Origin of the sequence: Novosphingobium kunmingense, from assembly GCF_002813245.1 — a bacterium.
GTDB lineage: Bacteria > Pseudomonadota > Alphaproteobacteria > Sphingomonadales > Sphingomonadaceae > Novosphingobium > Novosphingobium kunmingense.
The window spans coordinates 209,268-230,829 of the sequence record NZ_PHUF01000002.1; the positions used below are offsets into that span (position 1 = coordinate 209,268).

22 protein-coding genes and 2 riboswitches are annotated in these 21,562 nt (G+C 66.3%); of the genes, 18 read left to right on the forward strand and 4 right to left on the reverse strand.

Going from position 1 to position 21,562, the window contains the following annotated elements; genetic code table 11:
- Positions 1-88: 88 nt before the first annotated feature.
- Positions 89-1,834 carry a monovalent cation:proton antiporter-2 (CPA2) family protein gene (locus tag B0I00_RS01005; RefSeq protein WP_232730059.1) on the forward strand — a complete coding sequence of 582 codons (1,746 nt, stop codon included), beginning with the start codon at positions 89-91 and terminating at the stop codon, positions 1,832-1,834.
- On the opposite strand, the gene B0I00_RS01010 is transcribed toward B0I00_RS01005, so the two are convergent.
- Positions 1,835-3,256 (reverse strand): sigma-54-dependent transcriptional regulator, encoded by a 1,422-nt coding sequence (locus B0I00_RS01010; protein WP_100865510.1) that lies wholly within the window; start codon positions 3,254-3,256, stop codon positions 1,835-1,837.
- Positions 3,257-3,359: 103 nt separating this feature from the next.
- Between B0I00_RS01010 and B0I00_RS17345 the strand changes: the two genes are divergently transcribed.
- The 15 genes from B0I00_RS17345 (at position 3,360) to B0I00_RS01085 (ending at position 16,835) form a co-directional block, all read left to right on the forward strand.
- The gene (locus tag B0I00_RS17345) at positions 3,360-3,554 is read left to right on the forward strand and encodes an aa3-type cytochrome c oxidase subunit IV (protein ID WP_269800233.1); all 195 of its coding nucleotides are present in this window, start codon (positions 3,360-3,362) and stop codon (positions 3,552-3,554) included.
- Positions 3,555-3,565: 11 nt separating this feature from the next.
- Positions 3,566-4,687 carry an NAD(P) transhydrogenase subunit alpha gene (locus B0I00_RS01020; RefSeq protein ID WP_100865512.1) on the forward strand — a complete coding sequence of 374 codons (1,122 nt, stop codon included), beginning with the start codon at positions 3,566-3,568 and terminating at the stop codon, positions 4,685-4,687.
- Entirely contained in the window at positions 4,687-5,001 is a 315-nt protein-coding gene (locus B0I00_RS01025) for an NAD(P) transhydrogenase subunit alpha (RefSeq protein WP_100865513.1), read from the forward strand. Before B0I00_RS01020 ends, B0I00_RS01025 begins: the two co-directional genes overlap by 1 nt.
- Before the next feature lie 2 nt (positions 5,002-5,003).
- The gene (locus B0I00_RS01030) at positions 5,004-6,416 is read left to right on the forward strand and encodes an NAD(P)(+) transhydrogenase (Re/Si-specific) subunit beta (protein ID WP_100865514.1); all 1,413 of its coding nucleotides are present in this window, start codon (positions 5,004-5,006) and stop codon (positions 6,414-6,416) included.
- A 33-nt stretch (positions 6,417-6,449) separates the two neighbouring features.
- Positions 6,450-6,764, forward strand: a complete 315-nt coding sequence (locus B0I00_RS01035; RefSeq protein WP_100865515.1) for a hypothetical protein — start codon at positions 6,450-6,452, stop codon at positions 6,762-6,764.
- A 50-nt stretch (positions 6,765-6,814) separates the two neighbouring features.
- Positions 6,815-8,023, forward strand: a complete 1,209-nt coding sequence (locus B0I00_RS01040) for a parallel beta-helix domain-containing protein (RefSeq protein WP_332870765.1) — start codon at positions 6,815-6,817, stop codon at positions 8,021-8,023.
- Entirely contained in the window at positions 8,020-9,006 is a 987-nt protein-coding gene (locus B0I00_RS01045) for an SO2930 family diheme c-type cytochrome (RefSeq protein WP_100865516.1), read from the forward strand. The genes B0I00_RS01040 and B0I00_RS01045 overlap by 4 nt, the downstream gene beginning before the upstream one ends.
- A 103-nt stretch (positions 9,007-9,109) precedes the next feature.
- A complete protein-coding gene (locus tag B0I00_RS01050) occupies positions 9,110-9,775 on the forward strand; it encodes an aspartate/glutamate racemase family protein (protein ID WP_232730060.1) in 666 nt (221 codons plus the stop codon).
- Positions 9,772-10,935 carry a deoxyguanosinetriphosphate triphosphohydrolase gene (locus B0I00_RS01055; RefSeq protein ID WP_100865518.1) on the forward strand — a complete coding sequence of 388 codons (1,164 nt, stop codon included), beginning with the start codon at positions 9,772-9,774 and terminating at the stop codon, positions 10,933-10,935. Before B0I00_RS01050 ends, B0I00_RS01055 begins: the two co-directional genes overlap by 4 nt.
- On the forward strand, positions 10,928-11,608 hold the full coding sequence (locus B0I00_RS01060; RefSeq protein WP_100865519.1) for an NAD(P)H-binding protein: 681 nt from the start codon (positions 10,928-10,930) through the stop codon (positions 11,606-11,608). The genes B0I00_RS01055 and B0I00_RS01060 overlap by 8 nt, the downstream gene beginning before the upstream one ends.
- A 53-nt stretch (positions 11,609-11,661) precedes the next feature.
- Positions 11,662-11,769: riboswitch (glycine riboswitch) on the forward strand.
- Positions 11,770-11,879, forward strand: a riboswitch (glycine riboswitch).
- 37 nt (positions 11,880-11,916) lie between these two features.
- The gene (gene gcvT, locus B0I00_RS01065) at positions 11,917-13,053 is read left to right on the forward strand and encodes a glycine cleavage system aminomethyltransferase GcvT (protein ID WP_100865520.1); all 1,137 of its coding nucleotides are present in this window, start codon (positions 11,917-11,919) and stop codon (positions 13,051-13,053) included.
- 11 nt (positions 13,054-13,064) lie between these two features.
- Entirely contained in the window at positions 13,065-13,436 is a 372-nt protein-coding gene (gene gcvH, locus B0I00_RS01070; protein WP_100865521.1) for a glycine cleavage system protein GcvH, read from the forward strand.
- A 6-nt stretch (positions 13,437-13,442) separates the two neighbouring features.
- The gene (gene gcvPA / locus B0I00_RS01075; RefSeq protein ID WP_100865522.1) at positions 13,443-14,801 is read left to right on the forward strand and encodes an aminomethyl-transferring glycine dehydrogenase subunit GcvPA; all 1,359 of its coding nucleotides are present in this window, start codon (positions 13,443-13,445) and stop codon (positions 14,799-14,801) included.
- Positions 14,798-16,369: an aminomethyl-transferring glycine dehydrogenase subunit GcvPB gene (gcvPB, locus tag B0I00_RS01080; RefSeq protein ID WP_100865523.1), complete on the forward strand. Its 1,572-nt coding sequence runs from the start codon at positions 14,798-14,800 to the stop codon at positions 16,367-16,369. Before gcvPA ends, gcvPB begins: the two co-directional genes overlap by 4 nt.
- Before the next feature lie 16 nt (positions 16,370-16,385).
- Positions 16,386-16,835, forward strand: a complete 450-nt coding sequence (locus B0I00_RS01085) for an ABA4-like family protein (protein WP_100865524.1) — start codon at positions 16,386-16,388, stop codon at positions 16,833-16,835.
- 4 nt (positions 16,836-16,839) lie between these two features.
- Here the strand turns inward: B0I00_RS01085 and B0I00_RS01090 are convergent, their stop codons facing one another.
- Together B0I00_RS01090 and B0I00_RS01095 are read right to left on the reverse strand one after the other, a co-directional pair.
- Positions 16,840-16,971 carry an entericidin A/B family lipoprotein gene (locus B0I00_RS01090; protein ID WP_100865525.1) on the reverse strand — a complete coding sequence of 44 codons (132 nt, stop codon included), beginning with the start codon at positions 16,969-16,971 and terminating at the stop codon, positions 16,840-16,842.
- Positions 16,972-17,093: 122 nt separating this feature from the next.
- Positions 17,094-17,999 (reverse strand): DMT family transporter, encoded by a 906-nt coding sequence (locus B0I00_RS01095; RefSeq protein ID WP_100865526.1) that lies wholly within the window; start codon positions 17,997-17,999, stop codon positions 17,094-17,096.
- A 22-nt stretch (positions 18,000-18,021) separates the two neighbouring features.
- Between B0I00_RS01095 and B0I00_RS01100 the strand changes: the two genes are divergently transcribed.
- Positions 18,022-18,258 (forward strand): hypothetical protein, encoded by a 237-nt coding sequence (locus tag B0I00_RS01100; RefSeq protein ID WP_232730061.1) that lies wholly within the window; start codon positions 18,022-18,024, stop codon positions 18,256-18,258.
- Here the strand turns inward: B0I00_RS01100 and B0I00_RS01105 are convergent.
- Positions 18,255-19,787 (reverse strand): CpaF family protein, encoded by a 1,533-nt coding sequence (locus tag B0I00_RS01105; RefSeq protein WP_100865527.1) that lies wholly within the window; start codon positions 19,785-19,787, stop codon positions 18,255-18,257. The genes B0I00_RS01100 and B0I00_RS01105 overlap by 4 nt on opposite strands.
- Positions 19,788-20,059: 272 nt before the next feature.
- Here B0I00_RS01105 and B0I00_RS01110 point away from each other — a divergent pair, with 272 nt between their 5' ends.
- Positions 20,060-21,538 carry a glycosyltransferase family 39 protein gene (locus B0I00_RS01110; RefSeq protein ID WP_100865528.1) on the forward strand — a complete coding sequence of 493 codons (1,479 nt, stop codon included), beginning with the start codon at positions 20,060-20,062 and terminating at the stop codon, positions 21,536-21,538.
- The last annotated feature ends 24 nt before the right edge of the window (positions 21,539-21,562 follow it).

Sequence of the window (21,562 nt, forward strand, 5' to 3'; positions counted from 1 at the left end):
GGCCCGGGGCAAGGCGCAAGCTTCCGTTTGCCTTCCGCAACCGTAATCACGCTGGCCAAGCGCGATTAGCGGCGGCATGAGACAGGTAATGGAACATTCCGGCCATTCGCTGCTCTACGAAGGCGGCATCCTGCTCGGCGCAGCGCTCGTTTGCGTCCTTCTGTTTCGGCGCCTCGGGCTGGGTGCGACGTTGGGCTACCTTGTCGCTGGTGCGCTGGTCGGGCCGCAGGTGCTGGGCCTGGTCGGCGGGGCAGAGGACAAGCTGGTCACGGCTGAACTGGGCATCACCCTGCTGCTGTTCGTCGTCGGGCTCGAACTCAACCCGTCGCGTCTCTGGGCGATGCGCAAGGACATCTTCGCCATCGGCCTGATGCAGGTGGCACTGTGCGGCTTGGTCCTGGCCGGCGTGGTCATGCTCGCGGCAGGGTTCACCTGGCAGGCCGCGCTCGCGCTCGGCCTGCCGCTGGCGCTCTCCTCCACCGCGCAGGTGCTGCCGATGCTGCAAAGTTCGGGCCGCATGAAAACGCCGTTCGGCGAACGGGCCTTTTCGATCCTGCTGTTCCAGGACATCTCGATCGTGCCCCTCATCACCATCATCGCCGCGATGAGCCGCAACCCTGCCGACCATGGCGGAACGCCGGGCTTGCTGCTGGCGATCTACACGCTCGGTGCGGTCATCGGCCTGATCCTTGCCGGTCGTTATGTGCTGGGTCCGCTGTTCCGCCTGATCGGCAACCTGGGCGAGCGCGAGATGTTCGTGGTCGCCGCGCTGTTCACGGTCGTCGCTTCGGCCGGCGTGATGCAGATGCTCGGCGTATCGCCCGCGCTGGGCGCCTTCGTCGCCGGCGTGATGCTCGCCGAAAGTCCCTATCGCCACGAACTGGAAACCGACGTCGAGCCGTTCCGCTCGATCTTGCTCGGCCTGTTCTTCCTGTCGGTGGGCATGCTGCTCGACCTTGGCGCGATTGCCGAACGACCGCTGTTCGTGGTCGGCATGGCCTTGGCCCTGGTGGTGGTGAAGACGATTGTGATCTTCGGCATCGCGCGCCTGTTCGGCATGGCCTGGCGCGGCGCGCTGGGCCTTGGCCTGCTGCTGAGCCAGGGCGGTGAATTCGGCTTCGTGCTGTTTGCCCAGGCAAGCGACGCCTGGCTGATCGAGCCGGAGGTCGCCAGCCTGTTCGGCGCGATAGTCACGCTGTCGATGGCGACAACCCCGTTCCTGATGATGTTCGCCGCGCGCTTTCGCAGCGACCAGCCGATTGCCGCCAAGCAGACCCGCGAAGGACCAAGCCCGGACGGGGCCAACGCGATCATCGTCGGCTACGGCCGATTCGGCCAGACGGTTGCTCAGATCCTCACCGCCGCGCGCGTGCCGGTGACCTTGATCGATACCGATATCGAGATGATCGACGTTGCGGGCGAATTCGGCGCGAAAGTCTATTTCGGCGATGGCACGCGGATCGACCTCCTGCGCCAGGCTGGCGCGGGCGAGGCCGAGCTGATCCTGTTCTGCCTCGATGGCGACAAGATCGACCGGTCGATCGCCGCTGCGGTCCACGAGGCGTTTCCCCAGGCTTCGGTGTTCGTCCGCGGGTTCGACCGCCGCTCGATCATCGAACTGCACGGTTCGCCGGTCGCCGGAGTGGTGCGCGAGGTGATGGAATCGGCCGTGAAGCTGGCCAGCTCCGCACTCGATTCGATCGACGTCAGCCGCGAGGAAATCACCCGTGCGGTGGGCAAATACCGAGCCACCGATGCCGAACGGCTGTCCCTGCAGAAGGAAAGCGGCGATATCCGCGCCGCGCGCGACCTGATCCTGACCCGCCCGCGCTGATCACGCGGCCGCGTCGCCGATGCCCAGTTCGCTAAGCTTGCGGTAGAGCGTCGAGCGCCCGATCCCCAGCCGGCGCGCCACCTCGGTCATGCGGCCGCGGTAATGGCCGATGGCCAGGCGGATTACGTCGGCCTCGATCTCTTCCAGCGGGCGCAGGTTGCCGTCGGCAGTGTAGAGCATCACGCCGACGCCTTCCTGCACGGGCGGCTGGGTCTGGGCGTCGCCGCCGATCAGGCTCGACAGTTGCGGGAAATCGTCCGCCGTCAGGGCATCGCCTTCGCAGAACACCGCGGCGCGGAACAGCACGGCCTGAAGCTGGCGGACGTTGCCCGGCCAGTCGTAGGCGGCCAGCAGCGCCAGCGCGTTGTCGGTGATCCCCAGCGCGCGCAGGCCCGGCTGTTCGCCGATCCGGGCGAGGAAATGGCGGGCCAGCGCCGCGATGTCGCCGGTCCTCTCGCGCAGGGGCGGCAGGTTGACAACCGCGCCGGACAGCGCGGTGATCAGTTCGGGCAGAAAGTGCCCGCCGTCGACCAGGTCCTTCAGGGGCAGGTTGCTCGCCACGATCAGGCGGACGTCGATGCGGAACGAATGGCGCGCCCCGATCGGGCGCACGTCGCCGCGCTGGATCGATTCGAGCAGGCGCTGCTGGACGTGGAGCGGCAGGCGGTCGACCTCGTCGAGCGCCAGGGTGCCGCCGTCTGAATGCTGGAGCGCGCCGATATGGCGGTCGAAGGCGCCCGGGAAGGCACCCTTTTCGTGGCCGAACAGCGCGCTTTCGACCGAATTGGCCGCCACGCCGCCGACGTTGAAAAGACGGAACGGCAGCTTGGCGCGCGGGCTCGCCGCGTGCATCGCGCGGATCAGCATTTCCTTGCCGCTGCCGCTTTCGCCCTCGATCAGCACAGGCGTGTGGCTGCGCGCGGCCTTGGCGGCGACGGCCAGAGCCGTGCGGAAGCCGGGTGAAGCGCCGATCATCGCGTCGAAATCGGGGTTCGACGGCATCTTCTCGGTCAGCGGCTGCAATTCGTCGCGCGGCGCCTCGCGCGTGGTGGCCATGCGCAGCGCCTGCATCAGCCGGTCGGGCGCGACGGGCTTGATCAGGTAGTCGGTCGCGCCGGCGCGCATCGCCTCGACCGCCAGCAGCGGCGAGGCGCTGGTGGTCAGCATCAGCAACGGCAAGGCGGGGCGGCGGCTTTTCAGTTCGGCGATCAGGTCGCAGGCGTCGTCGCCCGGGACCCACTGGTCAAGAATGATCGCGCCCAGTTCCATGCCCTGGCGGGTGCCCAGCATGGCGATGGCGGTTTCCGAATCGCGTACCACGATCGTGCGCCAGCCCTCGCGCCCGGCAAGCGCGGTGATCAGCCGGCTTTGCGCCGGTTCATCGTCGATCAGCATCAGCGTGCGCTGCTCGATGTCCGCCATTGTCCTGCCGTTGACCCCCGTGATCCAGGCCAATGCAATAGGGCAAGGGGGTAAAGAGCCGATTAAGGTTGGCAATTAGGCGCGATATTGGCCCTGTTGGCACTTGAGGTGCGCGATTGAGGACTATAGACGGACCGCAAAGGCCGCTAGGCGGCACAACCATGGGGATAGAGCAATGGCCTCCGGCAACGACATGAAGTCGCACAATTCGACCTACACCGGCTTTCTCGGCATGCTGAAGTGGGGCACGGCCGTCACGATTGCCGTTACAGCCCTTGTTATCCTGCTGATCGCCTGAGCGTCGCGGCCATGCGCATCGCGGTGCTGAAAGAACGCGCCGCCGGTGAAAGCCGCGTCGCGGCAACCCCGGAAACGGTGAAGAAGTTCATCGCGCTCGGCGCGACCGTCGCGGTCGAAACCGGCGCGGGCGAGGGGGCGTCGATTGCCGATGCCGACTATGCCGCCGCAGGGGCCGAGGTGTCGCCCGAAGCCGTGCGCGGCGCCGACATCGTGCTCGGTGTGCAAGGGCCGGAAATCGCCGCGCTGGCCGGAGCCAACCAGGGCGCGTGGATCGTCGCCGGGCTCGATCCGTTCGGCCAGCGCGCGCGCATCGATGGCTATGCGGACGCCGGGTACGAGGCGCTGGCGATGGAGTTCATGCCGCGCATCACCCGCGCGCAGTCGATGGACATCCTGTCCAGCCAGTCGAACCTTGCCGGTTACAAGGCGGTGATCGAGGCGGCGAGCCAGTATGGCCGCGCCTTTCCGATGATGATGACCGCCGCCGGCACCGTCGCCGCCGCCAAGTGCTTCGTCATGGGTGTGGGCGTGGCGGGCCTGCAGGCCATCGCCACCGCGCGACGCCTCGGCGCGCAGGTTTCCGCCACCGACGTGCGCAGCGCGACCAGGGAACAGATCCAGTCGCTGGGCGCCAAGCCGATCTTCGTCGAAAGTGTCGCCGGGATCGAGGGCGAAGGCGCGGGCGGCTATGCCACCGAAATGAGCGAGGAATACCAGAAGGCCCAGGCCGAACTGGTCAGCTCGCACATCGCCAAGCAGGATATCGTGATCACCACCGCGCTGATCCCGGGCCGCGCCGCGCCGCGCCTGATTTCGGACGCGCAGATTGCCACGATGAAGCCCGGCAGCGTGATCTTCGATCTCGCGGTGTCGCAGGGCGGCAACGTCGAAGGCAGCCAGGCCGATCAGGTCGTGGTCAGGCACGGGGTCAAGATCATCGGCTTTTCCAATACCGCGACGCACCTTGCCGCCGATGCTTCGGCGCTGTTCGCGCGCAATCTCTACAACTTCCTCTCGGCCTTCTGGGACAAGGAAGCGGGCAAGCCCGTGCTGGACGAGGAAATCGGCGATGCCGTCCGGCTGACGCAGGGGGGCAAGGTCGTGAGCGAACGGCTGCTGGGGGCAAACTGATGGATTTCATTTCGATCCTGTCGATCTTCGTGATGGCCTGTTTCGTGGGCTATTACGTGGTCTGGTCGGTCACCCCGGCGCTGCACACGCCGCTGATGGCGGTGACCAACGCGATCTCCTCGGTCATCATTGTGGGCGCGCTGATCGCGGCGGCAGCTGCAGGTAGTGCCTCGTCGAAGTGGCTCGGGCTGCTGGCGGTGGTGCTGGCGAGCGTCAACATCTTCGGCGGCTTTGCAGTCACCGCGCGGATGCTGGCGATGTACAAGAAGAAGGACCGCGCCGCCCCCACCCCTTCAGGGGAGGGGAGCAAATAAGCATGGAACACGCCGCCACTCCTTCCTGGGCGATGCTCGCCTACCTCGCTTCGGGCGTTCTGTTCATCCTCGCGCTGCGCGGACTGTCGAGCCCCGCGAGCAGCCGCGCCGGCAACCGCTATGGCATGATCGGCATGCTGATCGCGGTCGTGACCACGCTGGTTACGCACCAGATCGCCGCCCTGCCTGAAATCCTCGCCGCCATCGCCATCGGCGGCGGCATCGGCTGGGTGATCGCGCGCAAGATCGCGATGACCGACATGCCGCAGTTGGTCGCGGCGTTTCACAGCCTTGTCGGCCTTGCCGCCGTGCTGGTCGGCTGGGCGGCCTATCTCAACCCCGAAGCCTTCGGCATCTTGGGCGCGGACGGCCTGATCAACCCGGTCAGCCGGGTCGAGGCCGGGCTGGGCATCGCGATTGGGGCCATCACGTTTTCGGGCTCGGTCATCGCCTTCCTCAAACTGGCCGGCAAGATGAGCGGCGCGCCGATCCTGCTGCCTGCGCGGCACGTCATCAACCTCGGCGCCCTCCTCGCGATCTTGGGCCTGATCGGCTATTTCACGCTCGACCAGCAGGTCTGGGTCATCGCCACGATCACCGTGCTGAGCTTCATCATCGGCTTCCTGCTGATCATCCCGATCGGCGGGGCGGACATGCCGGTCGTGGTCTCGATGCTCAACTCGTACTCGGGCTGGGCGGCGGCGGCGATGGGCTTTACGCTGCACAACACCGCGATGATCATCACCGGCGCGCTGGTCGGCTCGTCGGGCGCGATCCTGTCGTACATCATGTGCAAGGCAATGAACCGCAGCTTCATCTCGGTGATCGCGGGCGGATTCGGCGCCGACGCCTCGGCCGGTGGCGGCGAAGCGCGCGAACAGCGCCCCTGGAAGCGCGGTTCTGCCGAAGATGCGGCCTACATGTTGGGCGAAGCGGAGAAGGTCATCATCATCCCCGGTTACGGCATGGCAGTATCGCAGGCCCAGCACGCCCTGCGCGAAATGGCCGACCTGCTGAAAGCCAAGGGCGTCGAGGTGAAATACGCGATCCACCCGGTCGCGGGCCGCATGCCCGGCCACATGAACGTGCTCTTGGCTGAAGCCCAGGTCCCCTATGACGAGGTGTTCGAGCTGGAGGATATCAACTCGGAGTTCGCCACTGCCGACGTCGCCTTCATCATCGGCGCCAACGACGTGGTCAATCCGGCGGCCAAGACCGACAAGTCCAGCCCGATCTACGGGATGCCGGTGTTCGATGTGGACAAGGCCAAGCAGGTGTTCTTCATCAAGCGCAGCATGGGCGGCGTGGGCTATGCCGGGGTCGACAACGACGTGTTCTACATGGACCAGACGCTGATGTTGCTCGCCGACGCCAAGAAGATGGTCGAGGACATCAACAAGGGCCTGGCTCATTGATGGTTCAGGCGTGAGCGGGCAGGGACGGTGTTCATGACCCGCCTGTTCCTTGTCCTGCCCTTGATCGCGCTGGCCGCCTGCAGTCCGTCGAAGCTCGCCTTCGGCCAGGTCAAGAGCGCCATGCTCGACGCGGGCCTTAGCGAACCGAACGCCGATTGCATGGCGACCCGGTTGACCGACCGGCTCAGTCTTGGGCAATTGCAGAAGCTCAAGCAGCTGAAGGGCGACAAGCGTTCCCTGGCCGATTACGCCGCCGCCGTACGCCGCGTCGGCGATTCCGAAGCCGTGGCGGTCACGGCCAGTTCGGCCGCGCTCTGCGCAACGGGACTGGCGGCCGAACGGCGCTGAAGCGGCGGGCGGGATTGACTTACACCGCTGTCAGTCCATCATCGCTGCCCATGAGGATGCCAGCAGCGATCGTCGCCGCGGCCTCGGCGCTGGCCGTGGCTGCTCCCATCCATGCCAGGACGATCGCGGTCGCCGCTGGTGCTGACGCGCAGACGCGGCTGCAGGAGGCGCTGATCCTCGCCCAACCGGGCGACGTCGTGCAACTGGGCGCGGGCCGCTTTGCGCTGAGCGACGGGCTTTCGCTCGACGCCAAGGGCGTGACGGTGCGCGGCGCGGGGATGGACCAGACCGTCCTCGACTTCACCGGCCAGAAAGGCGCGGGCGAGGGTCTGCTGGTCACCTCGGATGAAGTGACGCTGCGCGATTTTGCGGTCGAGAACGCGAAGGGCGACGGGATCAAGTCCAAGGGTGCGGACAACATCGTCTATTACCGCGTGCGCGTGACCTGGACCGGCGGGCCGAACGAAAAGAACGGCGCCTACGGTATCTATCCGGTCGAAAGCACCGGCGTGCTGATCGATGGCTGCAAGGTTTCGGGCGCGTCGGATGCGGGAATCTACGTCGGCCAGTCGAAGGGCATCACGGTCCGCTACAACATGGTCGAATCGAACGTCGCCGGGATCGAGATCGAGAACAGCCGCAATGCGCTGGTCTCTGCCAACATGGTCACGCGCAACACCGGCGGTATCCTGGTGTTCGACCTGCCCAGCCTGCCGGTGATGGGCGGGGGCAACACCCTGGTCGAAGGCAACACGGTGGTGGCCAACGACACCCCCAATTTCGCGCCCAAGGGCAATATCGTGGCCGGCGTGCCGCGCGGCACGGGCATCATGATCATGGCCAACGATCACGTGCGGATCGAGAACAACCTGCTTGCCGACAACCCGACCGCGCAGATCCTGGTGGTCGCCTATCCCAATGCTTTCAAGGACGAGCGTTACAACCCCTATCCGCGCCAGATCGCGATCGGCGAAAACCGCGTGATCGGCGGCGGCAACGAACCGCAGTTTTCCGGCGGCGACCAGCTCAAGGCAGCGTTTGGCGGCGCGCTGCCGCCGCTGGTCTGGGACGGTCTTGGCGGCAAGGACGCGCTGATTGTCGGGACCAAGCTTGCCGGGGTTTCGCTCAACCTGCCGAGCCAGGGCGCGGCGCCGACCTCTGCGCGTCCGGAAGGTCTGGCCTTTGCGCCGATGACCCTGCCGCCGCTGCCTGCTCCTGTCGGCGCCCCCGCCGTGCTGGACGCCCGGGCCCGGCCGTGAAGCTGCTCGCCGCCGCGGCTGCTGTTGCGGCGCTGTCGCTGGCGGCGGCCGCAACCCCCGCTCCGCGCGTCAACGATGCCGCGATCACCGCCAATGGCTTTCCTGCGAAACTGTCCGACTACGGCTTTTTCGCCGATGGAGCAGGCCATCGCCCCGCTGCGGGCGTGACGCCCTACCGCGTGCAGACGCCGCTGTGGTCGGACGGCACCGACAAGTCGCGCTTCGTCTATCTGCCGGCGGGAACAACCGCGCGGGCGCAGGGCGAGGGGATGCTGGACCTTCCGGTCGGCGCGGCGCTGGTCAAGACGTTTGCCCTCAATGGCAAGCGGATCGAGACGCGCGTGCTGCTGCACCGGGCCGATGGCTGGATCGGGCTGCCATATGTTTGGAACGCGGAGCAGACCGAAGCGACGCTGGCGCTGGCGGGCAAGCGGATCGATCTCGTGACACCGGCCGGTGCGGCGATTTCCTATGCCGTGCCGAACAAGAACCAGTGCAAGGAATGCCACGCCAGCGGCGGGCAGGTAACGCCGATCGGGCCCAAGGCACGCAACCTTTCGGCGGAATGGCTCCGGTCGTTCCACGAGGCGGGCCGGCTCGATGCGGTGCCCTCCGTCGCGCGGCGGGTGCCGCTGTGGGAGGATCGGGCAAAAGTCCCCATCGCCGATGCGGCGCGCGGCTGGCTCGACGCCAATTGCGCCCATTGCCACAAGCCCGACGGCGCGGCCTCGAACTCGGGTCTCTATCTCGGCTGGGAGGTGACCGACGCGGCCGCGCTCGGCGTGCGCAAGCGGCCCGTGGCGGCAGGGCGCGGTGCCGGCAATCTCGATTTCGCGATTTTTCCGGGCGATCCCGATCATTCGATCCTCGCCTACCGGATCGCCAGCCTCGAAGGCGGGGTCGCCATGCCCGAGCTTGGCCGTGCCAGCGTCGATCCCGATGGGCTGGCGATAGTCCGCGCGTGGATAACGGCAATGCGCTGATTGCGCCGCTGGACCTTCGTTCCGCACTTGCGTAAGCGACTGGGCTCGGAACAGGGGATTTTCCGGGAGTATCGTTTTGCGCAAGTTCGGCTTGATCGGCGGCATGTCATGGCTGTCGACCCGCACCTATTACGAACACATCAACCGGCTGGTGCAGGCCAAGGCCGGCTTTCCGGCAAGCGCGCCGCTGGTGATCGAAAGTCTGGACTTCGCGCCGCTGGCCCGCCTGTCGAGCGTCGAGGAATGGACGCGGGCGGCGACCACGCTGGCCGAGGCGGCGAAGCGCCTCGAGCAAGCCGGCGCCACGGCGATGCTGATCGGCGCCAATTCGATGCACAAGGTCTATGACGAGGTTGCCTCGGCCGTGTCGGTGCCGGTCATCCACATCGCCGAATGCGTCGCCGATCGCATGGCGGGAAAGGTGCAGAAAGCCGCATTGATCGGCACCCGCAACGTCATGCTGGAAAGCTTCTACCGCCAGAAGCTGATCGCCCGCGATATCGAGCTGCTGCCGCCCGAAATGGCCTTCGTCGATACGCTGGACCGGATCATCTATGACGAGCTGCTGCGCGGCAAGGCGACCCGCCAGGCCGAACGCGAACTCAAGACGATCCTCACCAACCTGCAGCAGGACGGAGCCCAGGCCGTGGTGCTGGGCGCGACCGAACTGGAAATGGTCGTCGACGTCGATGCCAACGTCCTGCCGATCTACGACTGCACCCGCATTCACGCCGAGGCTGCCGCTGCCTGGATCCTGGTCACGGAGTGAGCGGGCTCGCGCCCTTTGCCAGCGATCCCGCAAAAAGCCGCGGGCGCGAGTTTCCGCTCGAAGCGGCGCTGGCGCGCGGACCGCGCAGCGCGTTCCAGCGCGACCGCGACCGCATCGTCCATTCGATCAGCTTCCGCCGCCTGCGCCACAAGACCCAGGTGTTCATCGCGCCCGACGGCGACCATTACCGCGTCCGCCTGACCCACAGCCTCGAAGTCGCGCAGATCGGGCGGGTCATCGCCCGCGCTCTCGGCCTCGACGAGGATCTGACCGAGGCGCTCTGTCTGGCCCACGATATCGGCCACCCGCCCTTCGGTCATGCCGGCGAAGACGCGCTGGATGCCGCCCTGCAAGCGCGGGGCGGGTTCGATCACAACGCCCATTCGCTGCGCACGCTGATGCGGCTCGACAGCCCCTATATCGAGCATGACGGCCTCAACCTGTCGTGGGAGGTGCTCGAGGGACTGGCCAAGCACAACGGCCCGCTCGGCATGATCAACTGGGCGCTGGAAGAGCTCGACGCGGCCTTTCCGCTGGCGCTGACCTCCTGGCCCTCGCTCGAAGCGCAGGTGGCCGCAATCGCCGACGACATTGCCTATGACAACCACGACATCGACGATGGCCTGCGCGCCGGGTTCCTCACGCTGGACGAACTGCTGACGCTGCCCTTCGTCGCCGACCAGTGGCACGCGATCGAGCGCAAGTTTCCGGGCGCGCCGCGCGATCGCAAGCTGCGCGAACTGGTCCGCAGCCAGATCGGCTTGATGGTCAACGACGTGATAGGCGAAACCGCTGCGCGCGCCAGCGGCATGGCCGAGGTCGACGAGGTACGCGGGGCGGGGCGAGCAACCGCCGCCTTCTCGCCTGCTCTGGCCGAGGAGGAGCGCACGCTGAAGCGCTTCATGTACGACCGGCTCTATCACCACCCGCAGCAGTTGCAGACCGCCGAACGCGCGCGGCTGGTCACGGCCGGGCTCTACGCCGCCTACAGTCAGGAGCCCGAACTGATGGCGGAAAGCTGGGAATGCTGCCTCCCCGCGCAAGAACCGCAGGCGAGCCGGCACGTGGCCGACTATATCGCCGGGATGACCGATCGCTTCGCCATATCCGAGTACGCCCGGATCTTCGGCAAGACGCCCGAAGGGTTGAGCAATGTCTAAACCGGTCCGGATTGCCCTGGTCGGCGCGACGGGCCTGATCGGCCAGGCGCTGATCCGCGCCGCGGTGGGGCGCAGCGACGTCAGGCTGATTGCCATCGCACGGCGCGAGGTGCCCCTGCCGACCGGCGCGCGGATGGAAGTGCTGGTGGCCGAGACCGACGGCTGGGCCGATGCGATCGCGGCGGCCAACGCCGATGCCGTCATTTGTGCGCTTGGCACGACGATCCGGCGGGTTGGCGGTGATCGGGAGGCCTTTCGCGCCGTCGATCACGATCTGGTCCTGGCCGTGGCGCGGGCGGCAAAGGCCGCCAATGTGCGTCAGCTTATCGTTGTCTCCTCGGTCGGTGCCAGCCTTGCGACCGGAAACTTCTACCTGCGCACCAAGGGCGAGGTGGAACAAGCGCTGACGAAGCTCGGTCTGACCCGGCTCGACCTTCTGCGACCGGGGCTGCTACGCGGCCAGCGCGGCGAGCGCCGCCCGGCTGAACGCCTCGCCATGCTTGCCGCGCCGCTGGCCGACCTTGTCCTCCACGGCGGCTATCGCAAGTACCGCTCGATCCGGGATGCAGTGGTAGCAAAGGCCCTGATCGGCCTCGCCAGGGAGAAGCCCGCCGGCCGATTCGTTCACGAATACGACGCGATCCTGCGCGCCGCTCGCAAGGCCGGGGACTGAGCGCCGGAGCGGCGTTGACTTCGCATCTGCGAAAAGGCATCGCCGTGCCTGTCGCTGATCGCGCGGGAGAGTTCCGGTGATTCGCCAGAAATGGCGGGAAACCGGACGCCGAAGGAGCAACCGCCCCGGAATCTCTCAGGCCAACGGACCGCGTTGATCGACAGCGATACTCTGGAAAGTGTCCCGGTCATGTCCGGGGCCGCCGAAGGGGTAACCCCAGGCCCGCGGGCAGGGGGGAAAGCTCTCAGGTTTCCGTGACAGAGGGGGCACAGACGGTTCGTTTCCTGCTGTGCGGAAGGTAGTTCCCCGTGTCCGACGTAATTTCCATCGACGATGGCCTCGAGCCGATCGAAACCCTGACCCTGCCGCTCGATGCGTGGCACCGCGAACGCGGCGGCCGCATGGTCGAATTCGCCGGGTACTGGATGCCGGTCCAGTACGACGGCATTGTCGCCGAACACCTCTGGACGCGGGACAGCGCCGGCCTGTTCGACGTGAGCCACATGGGCCAGCTCTACATCGCGGGTGACGGGGTGGAAGCGGCGCTCGAAGCGGTGCTGCCGATCGATCTTTCGACGCTCAAGCCCTATGCGCCGCGCTATTCGCTGCTCCTCAGCGAAGATGGCGGGATTCTTGACGATTTGATGGTAACCCGCTGGGAAAGCGGCTTTTATCTCGTCGTCAACGGGGCGACCAAGTGGGACGATCTGGCCCACCTGCGCGAATGCCTGCCCGACGAGGTGACGATCACCCACCTGGAAGACAGCGCGCTGCTGGCACTGCAGGGTCCCAAGGCGGTCGACGCGCTGGCAAGGATTGCGCAAGGTGATGTGCCGGTTACCGCGCTGACCTTCATGAAAGGCGGCACCTTCAGGATCGCCGGGATCGACGCCTGGATCAGCCGCTCGGGCTATACCGGTGAAGACGGGTTCGAAATCTCGATCCCGGCCGAGAGCGCGGTGCAGATCGCCGATCTAATCTGCCAGCAGTCCGAGGTGAAGCCGATCGGCCTCGGCGCGCGCGACAGTCTGCGGCTCGAAGCGGGCCTACCGCTCTATGGCCACGACCTTTCACCCGAAACCAGCCCGGTCGAAGCGGATCTGCTGTTCGCCATAAACAAGCGCCGCCACAGCGAAGGCGGCTTTCCGGGCGCGGGTCGCATCCTTGCCGAAATCGCATCGGGCGCGGCACGCAAGCGTGTCGGTCTGGCCCTCGATGGTCGTCAGGCAGCGCGCGAAGGCGCGGAAGTTTATCATTCAAACCAGAAGGTTGGTGTACTGACCTCGGGTGGATTCTCGCCCAGTCTGAGTCATCCGATTGCCATGGCCTATGTCGATGCCGCCCATGCTGTGCCTGGTACGACACTGGAGATCGACGTGCGCGGGAAGCGCCTGCCCGCGCGTGTCGTTTCCCTGCCTTTCGTCCCCCACCGCTATTACCGCTGAGGAGCTGACCCATGCCCCGCTATTTCACCAAGGACCACGAATGGATCGACGTTGACGGCGGCACCGGCACCGTCGGTATCACCGACTATGCACAGGGCCAGCTCGGCGACATCACCTATGTCGATCTGCCCGCCGCCGGCAGCGCGGTGAAGAAGGGCGACGCCCCCTGCGTGGTCGACAGCGTCAAGGCCGCCAGCGACGTGTACGCTCCCGTCAGCGGCACGATCGAATCCAGCAACGAAGCGCTGGAAGCCGAACCCGAACTGGTCAACACCGATCCGGAAGCCGGCGGCTGGCTGTTCCGTGTCGCGCTGTCCGATCCATCCGAACTCGACGGCCTGATGGATGAGGCCGCCTACCAGGCCTACGTCGCGGAGCTGTAAGACCCCATGCGCTACCTGCCCCTGACCCCGGCCGACCGCAGCGAGATGCTCGGTGTGATTGGCGCCGCCACGGTCGATGACCTGTTCGTCGACGTGCCCGCCGAAGCCCGGCTGGACGGACCGATCGCTGGCCTTCCGCCACACGCCAGCGAAATGGCGGTCGAACGCCACATGGGCCGCCTTGCCGCGAAGAACCTCTCGGCCGGCGCTGCGCCGTTCTTCCTCGGGGCAGGGGCCTATCGCCATCACATTCCCGCTTCGGTCGATCACCTGATCCAGCGCGGTGAGTTCCTGACCGCCTACACGCCGTACCAGCCGGAAATCGCGCAGGGTACGCTGCAGGTGCTGTTCGAATTCCAGACCCAGGTGGCACGGCTCTACGGCGTCGATGTGGCCAACGCCTCGATGTACGATGGCTCGACCGCGTGCTGGGAAGCGATCGCCATGGCCGGGCGCATCACCAAGCGGCGCAAGGCGGTGATCGATCGCGGCCTACACCCGCACTACGTCGGGACCGCGCGCACCATGGCCAAGTTTACCGGCGACACGATCGACTGGAAGGCGCCCAAGCTGGAAGCGGACTGCGATACAGCAGGCCTGATTGCGGCCATCGATGCCGAGACCAGCTGCGTCGTGGTGCAGTACCCCGACATCCTCGGCCGCGTGCCCGATCTTGCGGCGATTTCCGACGCGGCGCAGGCCCATGGCGCGCTGCTGATCGCGGTGGTGACCGAACCGGTCGCGCTCGGCTTGCTCGAAGCGCCGGGGCACCTTGGCGCGGATATTGTCGTGGGCGAGGGACAGGCGCTGGGCGTGGGGCTGCAGTTCGGCGGGCCCTATCTTGGCCTTTTCGGCTGCCGCGAGAAGTTCATGCGGCAGATGCCCGGGCGGCTTTGCGGCGAAACCGTCGACGCCGAAGGCAAGCGCGGATTCGTGCTGACCCTGTCGACCCGCGAACAGCACATCCGGCGCGAGAAGGCGACAAGCAATATCTGCACGAATGCAGGACTTTGCGCGCTGGCTTTCAGCATTCACATGACCTTGCTTGGCGGTGAAGGACTGGAACAGCTGGCCTTGGTCAACCACGCCCGCGCGCAGGACCTTGCCGACCGACTGGCGAAGGTGCCGGGAATCACCGTACTCAACGGTGCCTATTTCAACGAGTTCACCGTCATCCTGCCGAGCGACGCCCGCGAAGCGGTTCGCGCGCTGGCTGACCGGCAAGTGCTAGGCGGGGTGTCGCTCGGGCGGCTCTATCCGGACGAGGAAGACCTCGCCCGAGGGTTGGTCGTCACCGCTACCGAATGCGCCACGGCGGAGGATATCGAAGCCCTGGCTGCCGCCCTTGAAGGAGTCCTGGCATGAGCGCGCTCAACGCCGCTGGTTGGCGCCCCGAGATGGGCCCCGCACAGCATCCCGATCACGAAAGCTCCCGCCAACCCACCGCCAGCGGTGACAAGGGCCTGATGCTCGAGGAACCACTGATCTTCGAACTGGGCAAGCCCGGTTCGACCGGGGTCGACATCGATCCCGCCAGCCGCGCCCCTGCGGATGCGCTGTCCAAGTTCCGCCGCCGGCAACAATGCCAGCTTCCCGGCCTGACCGAACCCGAGACGGTGCGCCATTACACCCGGCTCAGCCGCCAGAACTACGCGATCGATCTGGGGCCGTTCCCGCTGGGGTCCTGCACGATGAAGCACAACCCGCGCCTCAACGAAAAGGTCGCGCGGATGCCGGGCTTTGCCGATGTCCACCCGCTCGCTCCGCAGCAGACCGTGCGCGGCGCGCTCGAGGTGATCAACGAACTGGCGGTCTGGCTGATCGAACTGACCGGGATGCACGGCGTCGCGATGAGCCCCAAGGCCGGCGCCCACGGCGAACTGTGCGGAGTTCTGTGCATCAAGGCCGCGCTCGAAGCGCGGGGCGAGGACCGCCGCGTCATGCTGGTGCCCGAAAGCGCCCACGGCACCAATCCGGCGACCGCGGCATTCGCCGGCTTCGCCATAGAGAACATTCCGGCGACCGCTGCCGGCCGGGTCGATCTCGCCGCGCTCAAGGCCCGTCTAGGTCCGGATGTCGCTGGCGTGATGATTACGAACCCGAACACCTGCGGCCTGTTCGAGCCCGAACTTAAGGTGATTTGCGAAGAAGTCCACGCCGTCGGCGGCTATGTCTATTGCGACGGGGCGAACTTCAACGCGATCGTCGGCAAGGTGCGCCCGGGAGACCTCGGCATTGATGCCATGCACATCAACCTTCACAAGACCTTCTCGACCCCGCACGGCGGCGGCGGGCCAGGTTCTGGGCCGGTCGTCCTGTCCGAAGCGCTGAGCCCGTTCGGGCCGTTGCCCTATACGGCGCGGATGGCCGATGGCAGCGTGCGCCTGATCGAGGAAGAAGACGCGGCCGGGATGGGGCACAGCCAGGCGTTTGGGCGCATGGCGGCCTTTCACGGCCAGATGGGGATGTTCACCCGCGCTCTGACCTACATCCTCAGCCACGGCGCCGATGGCCTCAAGCAGGTCGCCGAGGATGCCGTGCTCAACGCCAATTACGTTCTGCGCAGCCTCGACGACGTGCTCGACGCGCCCTTCGGGAGCAGCGGCCCGTGCATGCATGAAGCGCTGTTCAGCGACGACAACCTGCCCGAAGGTTTTTCGACTCTGGACATCGCCAAGGGCCTGATCGACGAGGGCTTCCACCCGATGACGGTCTATTTTCCGCTGGTCGTTCACGGCGCGATGCTGATCGAACCGACCGAGACGGAGAGCAAGGCCGGCCTCGACCGCTTTGTCGCGGCTATGCGCAGCCTGACCGCGCGGGCCAAGGCCAGCGACGAAAGCCTCAAGACCGCGCCGCACTTCGCGCCGCGCCGCCGGCTTGATGAGACGCAGGCGGCCCGCAAGCCGGTACTGAACTGGAAGGGCGGCTGAACGGGGAGATCCGGCCATGTGGCCAGCGCTATTCTCACTGACCAACCTGGTCGCGGTCATGGGCTGGGCCACGCTTCTTGCTTTGCCCTATTCGACGCGGGCCCGGTCGGTGGTCATGTACGGGGCGACGGGCCTGCTGTGCCTCGCCTATGCAGCGATGCTGGTGGGTCTATTGGGGGGCGTCGAGGGATCACCGGCGGCAATGCCCTCTTATGACATCGCGGGAATCCGGTCCCTTTTTGCGGCAGATGGCGGGATCGTGCTGGGCTGGACGCACTATCTAGCCTTCGATCTGTTCGTCGGCATCTGGATCGCATCGGACGCGGCCAACAAGGCGTTCCCGCGTCTTGTGCTGGCCCCGGTACTGGTGCTGACCTTCCTGGTCGGCCCGGTGGGTCTGCTTGTCTGGCTGGCCATTCGCGAACGCCGCGCCCGCGCCTTGGCGCGGGCGTCGGGTACGCGGTAACGATTTAGTTGATCGCCTGGTCGCCGGCCTCGCCGACCGATTCGACGTCGCGGCCGAGGCCCTTCACGGTGTTGCAGGCCGTGGCCGTCAACGCGACGGTGGCGGCGGCGGTCAGGATGATGAGCTTGCGGATCATGTCGGTTTCCTTCCAGGGCTAGGGTACTTCGTGGCAGTAACTGGTGCTACGTTGCCAAAGCGTTGCGGGTGCGGTCCAAAAACGTTGCAGGTCCGACGATTGTTCCCGCTTGCGACGGGCCGCTAGTCGGCTGCGACCATCGACACCGGCGAGACTCTCTTTGCCAGGCGGTGCTCGCGCCAGGCGATAAGCGCACCGGCGCCAATGATCAACGGAGCACCCATCCAGGTCGTCGACGGTGGCAGCCGATCCCACACCAGCCAGCCATATAGCGTTGCCCAGACCAGCGATGAATAGTCCATCACGATGACGCTGGCGACCTGGCCGAGTTGTAGCGACGCCGTCAGCAGAAGCTGGGCCGCACAGCCCAGCACGCCGATCGTGACCAGCAGCGTCCATTGTCCGGCAGTGTGCCCGCTGACGAAGAACGGCAGCGCCAGCGTGTAGATCACCGAGGCCCAGAACGAGAACCAGAAGACGATGGCGATCGGCTCTTCCGTGCGGGCAAGGTCGCGGATCTGGATCGAGATCAGGGCGACCATCAGTGCGCCGCCGAGGCCGACGGCGGTGCCCGCCAGCGGCATGTGCGCATGGCCTGGCTGGGCGATGACCAGGATTCCGGCAAAACCGGCCAGCACCGCCCCCCAGCGCCACGGTCCTATCCGCTCGCGAAGGAGCATGGTGGACAACAGAACGGCAAATATGGGGGTGGTGAAGCCGAGCGTAGTCGCCTCGGCCAGCGGCAGCAGGATCGGAGCGCTGAAGGTCATCATCATGCCGACAAGGCCCATTGCCGCCCGGCGCAGGTGCACCGGCATGCGCCGTGTGCGCAGGCGGTGGATCTGCCCTCTGGCGGCGAGCCAGCCGGCCAGGATCGGCAGGGTGATGATCGTGCGCCAGAACAGGATTTCAGGAAAGGCGATGCCGCTTTCCGCCGCGACCTTCACCAGCATGATCAGCGTCGCGAGGCAGAAGGCTGCCGCGAGACGCAGCAGCAGGGCCAGGTACGGACGCTGGACGACGGGCATGGCGATGCTCTAGCGGGCGGCGATGGACTGGCAAGCGCTCATGGACGAAGACTGGGTCTGGTATTTCCTGATGCCGGGGATTGCGGCGGCAATTCTCGCCCTGGCCGCCTGGCGTGCTGATCGCAGGCGGATAGGTCGCAGCAATCCCGACGCGGTGGGCTGGTTGCCGTGGCGCGACATCGCCTTCTGGGCGACGCTGGCCGCCCTGCTGCTGCTCGGCGCCGCGCTGCGCGGCTACCTGTCGGGCGATCCGATCTAGAGGCAGGCCTCGAGGTAAGCCTGGTCGAAGCCGAACTGGCGCGCCTTTTCCAGCGTGTAGGGGCGCAGGCCCGAGGGGCGGAACTCGCCGATGATCTTGCCGTCGTCGGTTTCGTCCAGGTATTCGAACTTGAACAGTTCCTGGGTGACGATGACGTCGCCTTCCATCCCGATTACCTCGGTGATGTTGGTCGTACGGCGCGAGCCATCGCGCAGGCGCTTGACCTGGACGATGATGTCGACCGATTCGGCGATCTGGCGCGAAATGGCTTCCTTCGGAATCTTGATGTCGCCCATCAGGATCATGTTTTCCATACGGCCCAGGCACTCGCGCGGGCTGTTGGCGTGCAGCGTGCACATTGAGCCGTCATGGCCGGTGTTCATCGCGGCGAGCAGGTCGAAGCATTCCGCGCCGCGGATTTCGCCCAGGATGATCCGGTCGGGGCGCATGCGCAGGGCGTTCTTGACGAGGTCGCCGATGGTGATCGCGCCTTGGCCTTCGAGGTTCGGCGGACGCGTTTCGAGCGGCAGCCAGTGCGGCTGCTGCAGGCGAAGTTCGGCTGCGTCTTCGATGGTCAGAACGCGTTCGCCCGGGTCGATCATCTTCGACAGGGCGTTCAGCATGGTGGTCTTGCCCGAACCCGTACCACCCGAGATGACGATGTTCATGCGGCAGGCGCCGGCAATCTTCAGGGCAGTCGCCATCTTCTCGCTCATCGAACCGAAGTCCTTGAGCATATCGATGGTGATCGGCTTTTCGGAAAACTTACGAATCGAGATCGCGGTGCCGCGCAGCGATAGCGGTGGCACGATCACGTTGACGCGGCTGCCGTCCTTGAGGCGGGCGTCGGCCAGCGGGGTCGTCTGGTCGACACGGCGGCCGACCTGGTTGACGATGCGCTGGGCGATCTGGAACAGGTGGCTTTCATCGCGGAAGCGGATCGGGGCGAGCTGCAGCTTGCCCTTCTTTTCGATGTAGGTCTGGTCCGGCCCGTTGACCATGATGTCGGACACGTCGGGGTCGTTGAGCAGTTCTTCCAGCGGGCCGAATCCAAGCAGTTCGTCGATCAGCACCTTTTCCAGCGCGAACTGTTCGCGGCGGTTGAGGGTGACCTTCAGCTCGGCCAGCACTTCGAGGATGATCGGGCGGAATTCTTCCGACAGCTCGTCCTTGGACAGGGTGGCTGCAGCCTCGGGATCGACGCGTTCAAGCAGGCGCGGCAGCACCTGTTCCTTGATCTTGTGGACCGAGGCTTCGAACCCCTCGGCCTGGTAATTGCCCTCGTGGACCCCGTTGACGCGGTCCGCCAGGCGGGTCATCGCGTCTGCCTGCTTGTTGTTCGAGGAGTCGGCGGCGGGCAGGGCGGCTTCTTCGCCCGGCAGCGGCGGGAACTGGTCGCCGCCGAAGGCTGTGGGCGTAGCGGCCTTCGCCGCCTCGGCGCCGCCGCGCATCGGCCGAGCCACGCCGAATTGCGGACGTGCGGGCGCTCCCATGCCACTTGACCCGTTGCGGCGGCCGAATGCACTCATCTTGCCCAATCCCCGATAGCGTGAAGCGGGCCGGTGGCCCTGTATCCGGCCTTTCCCTACGCGCATTAGGGTTGAGACTTTACTAATGCCGCAAGCCTGCATCGCTGCCCCATCGTCCGAAACCGCACCGACAATCAGGCACTTCGCCGTGCCGGCCGCGCTCTGCGACGCCGGAAATGGCCTCTGGCCGAATTGGGGATTATCGCACCGGAATTAATGCTTCCTGCAGCCTGCGGTGGCATAACGGCGCCATGCATGGGGACAGTGCAGAAATGGGCGCTGACACGCTGGCGAGCGGCAGGGGGGCCGGCTTCCTGGTTGCGGCAGTGGTGGTCTGTCTGGTCGGGCTGGCGGGACGCCTGGCCGTGGGATGGACGTCCCCGCTGTGGTTTGACGAGACTTTCACCGCGACGATCGCCTCGCAACAGACATTCGGCCAATGGTTCGATTGGTGCCGCACCGAAATCGGCGGGCCGCTTTATTACCTGCTCGCCTGGGTCTGGGCCCGGATTTTCGGCCTCGACCCGACGGCGTTGCGCCTGCTCAGCCTGGCGGCGTCGCTCGGGGCGCCGGCGCTGGCCTGGTTCAGGGGGCATCCCGATCCCCGTATCAGGGCCTGGTGGGCGGCGATGCTGCTGCTCTGGCTGCCCGGCTTCGAAATGGCCAGCAGCGCGCGTTGCTATGCCCTGCTGGTGCTGGTCCTGACCGGACAGGCGATCGCCTTTCGCGCCGCTATTGACACCTGTTCGCGTCGGGATGTCGCTTGGTGGGCAGGGCTCAGCGCGCTGGCCTTGCTGACGCACGTGTACAGCGCCTTCCTGCTGGCCCCGCAGGCGATCCTGTTCTTCGCAATCCACCGGGCAAGGGCGCTCCGCCTATGGTGGATCGGCCTCGTGGCGCTTGTTCCGGTGGTCGGCTGGTTCGCCCTGCAATGGCAATCGCTGCAGAACTTCGCATCGGGCGGGACATGGTACCCGCTGGTGACCGGGGATGATCTTCTCGCCGCGCCGGTGCATTTCTTCTGGTCGGCGACGAGCGCCGCAGCCGTGATCGCAGTCGTGGTTGTCATCGCCCTTGCCAGGATACGCAGGGCAGAGCGACGCCTGTCCACGTCGGATATCGCCCTGATCGCGGCTGGTGTCGCCTCCTTGGCGCTGATGCTGGCGCTGGGAATGGTGCGATCGTCGTTCACCTGGCGCTACGCCGCAGTCAGCGCACCGGCGCTGCTGTTCGGCACGGCCATCGCGATAGAGGCGGCCAGCCGCCTGTGGCGTCTGGTCCCACTGGCCGTGATCGGCCTGTTTACCGCAAATGCAGGGGTCTTTGCCGCGATGAACTGGATCAATCCAGCGCGCAATTTCCGGGCGGTGTTCAACCTGCAGTCCCCGTCGGAGTTCATCGCTCCGGCGCGGCCGCAGCGGCTGGGGTTCCTGTGGGACAACCCCGCCGCGAAGATCAGCCATCCGGTCAAGACCGCAGAGGTGGTCGGTTATTTCCTGCGCCGGCAAGGCATCGAACCCGAAATCGTGCTGTTCACGCTCCACCCGGGCCAATCACCGGCCGAAACCATGCGCCGCACGATTGCAGACAAGAACCTCGATGCAATCATCTGGATGACCGACGTCGATGTCCCTGGCGCTGTCGGGCCGCTCGACGAAGGCGCGCTGACCACGCTCGGCTGGCGTTGCCGCATTTCGGGACGCCCACAGTTCGGCGTGATGGGTTGCTATCGGCCTAGGGCTGCGCGCTGAGGGGCTGGCCGAGGCTATGCCCTT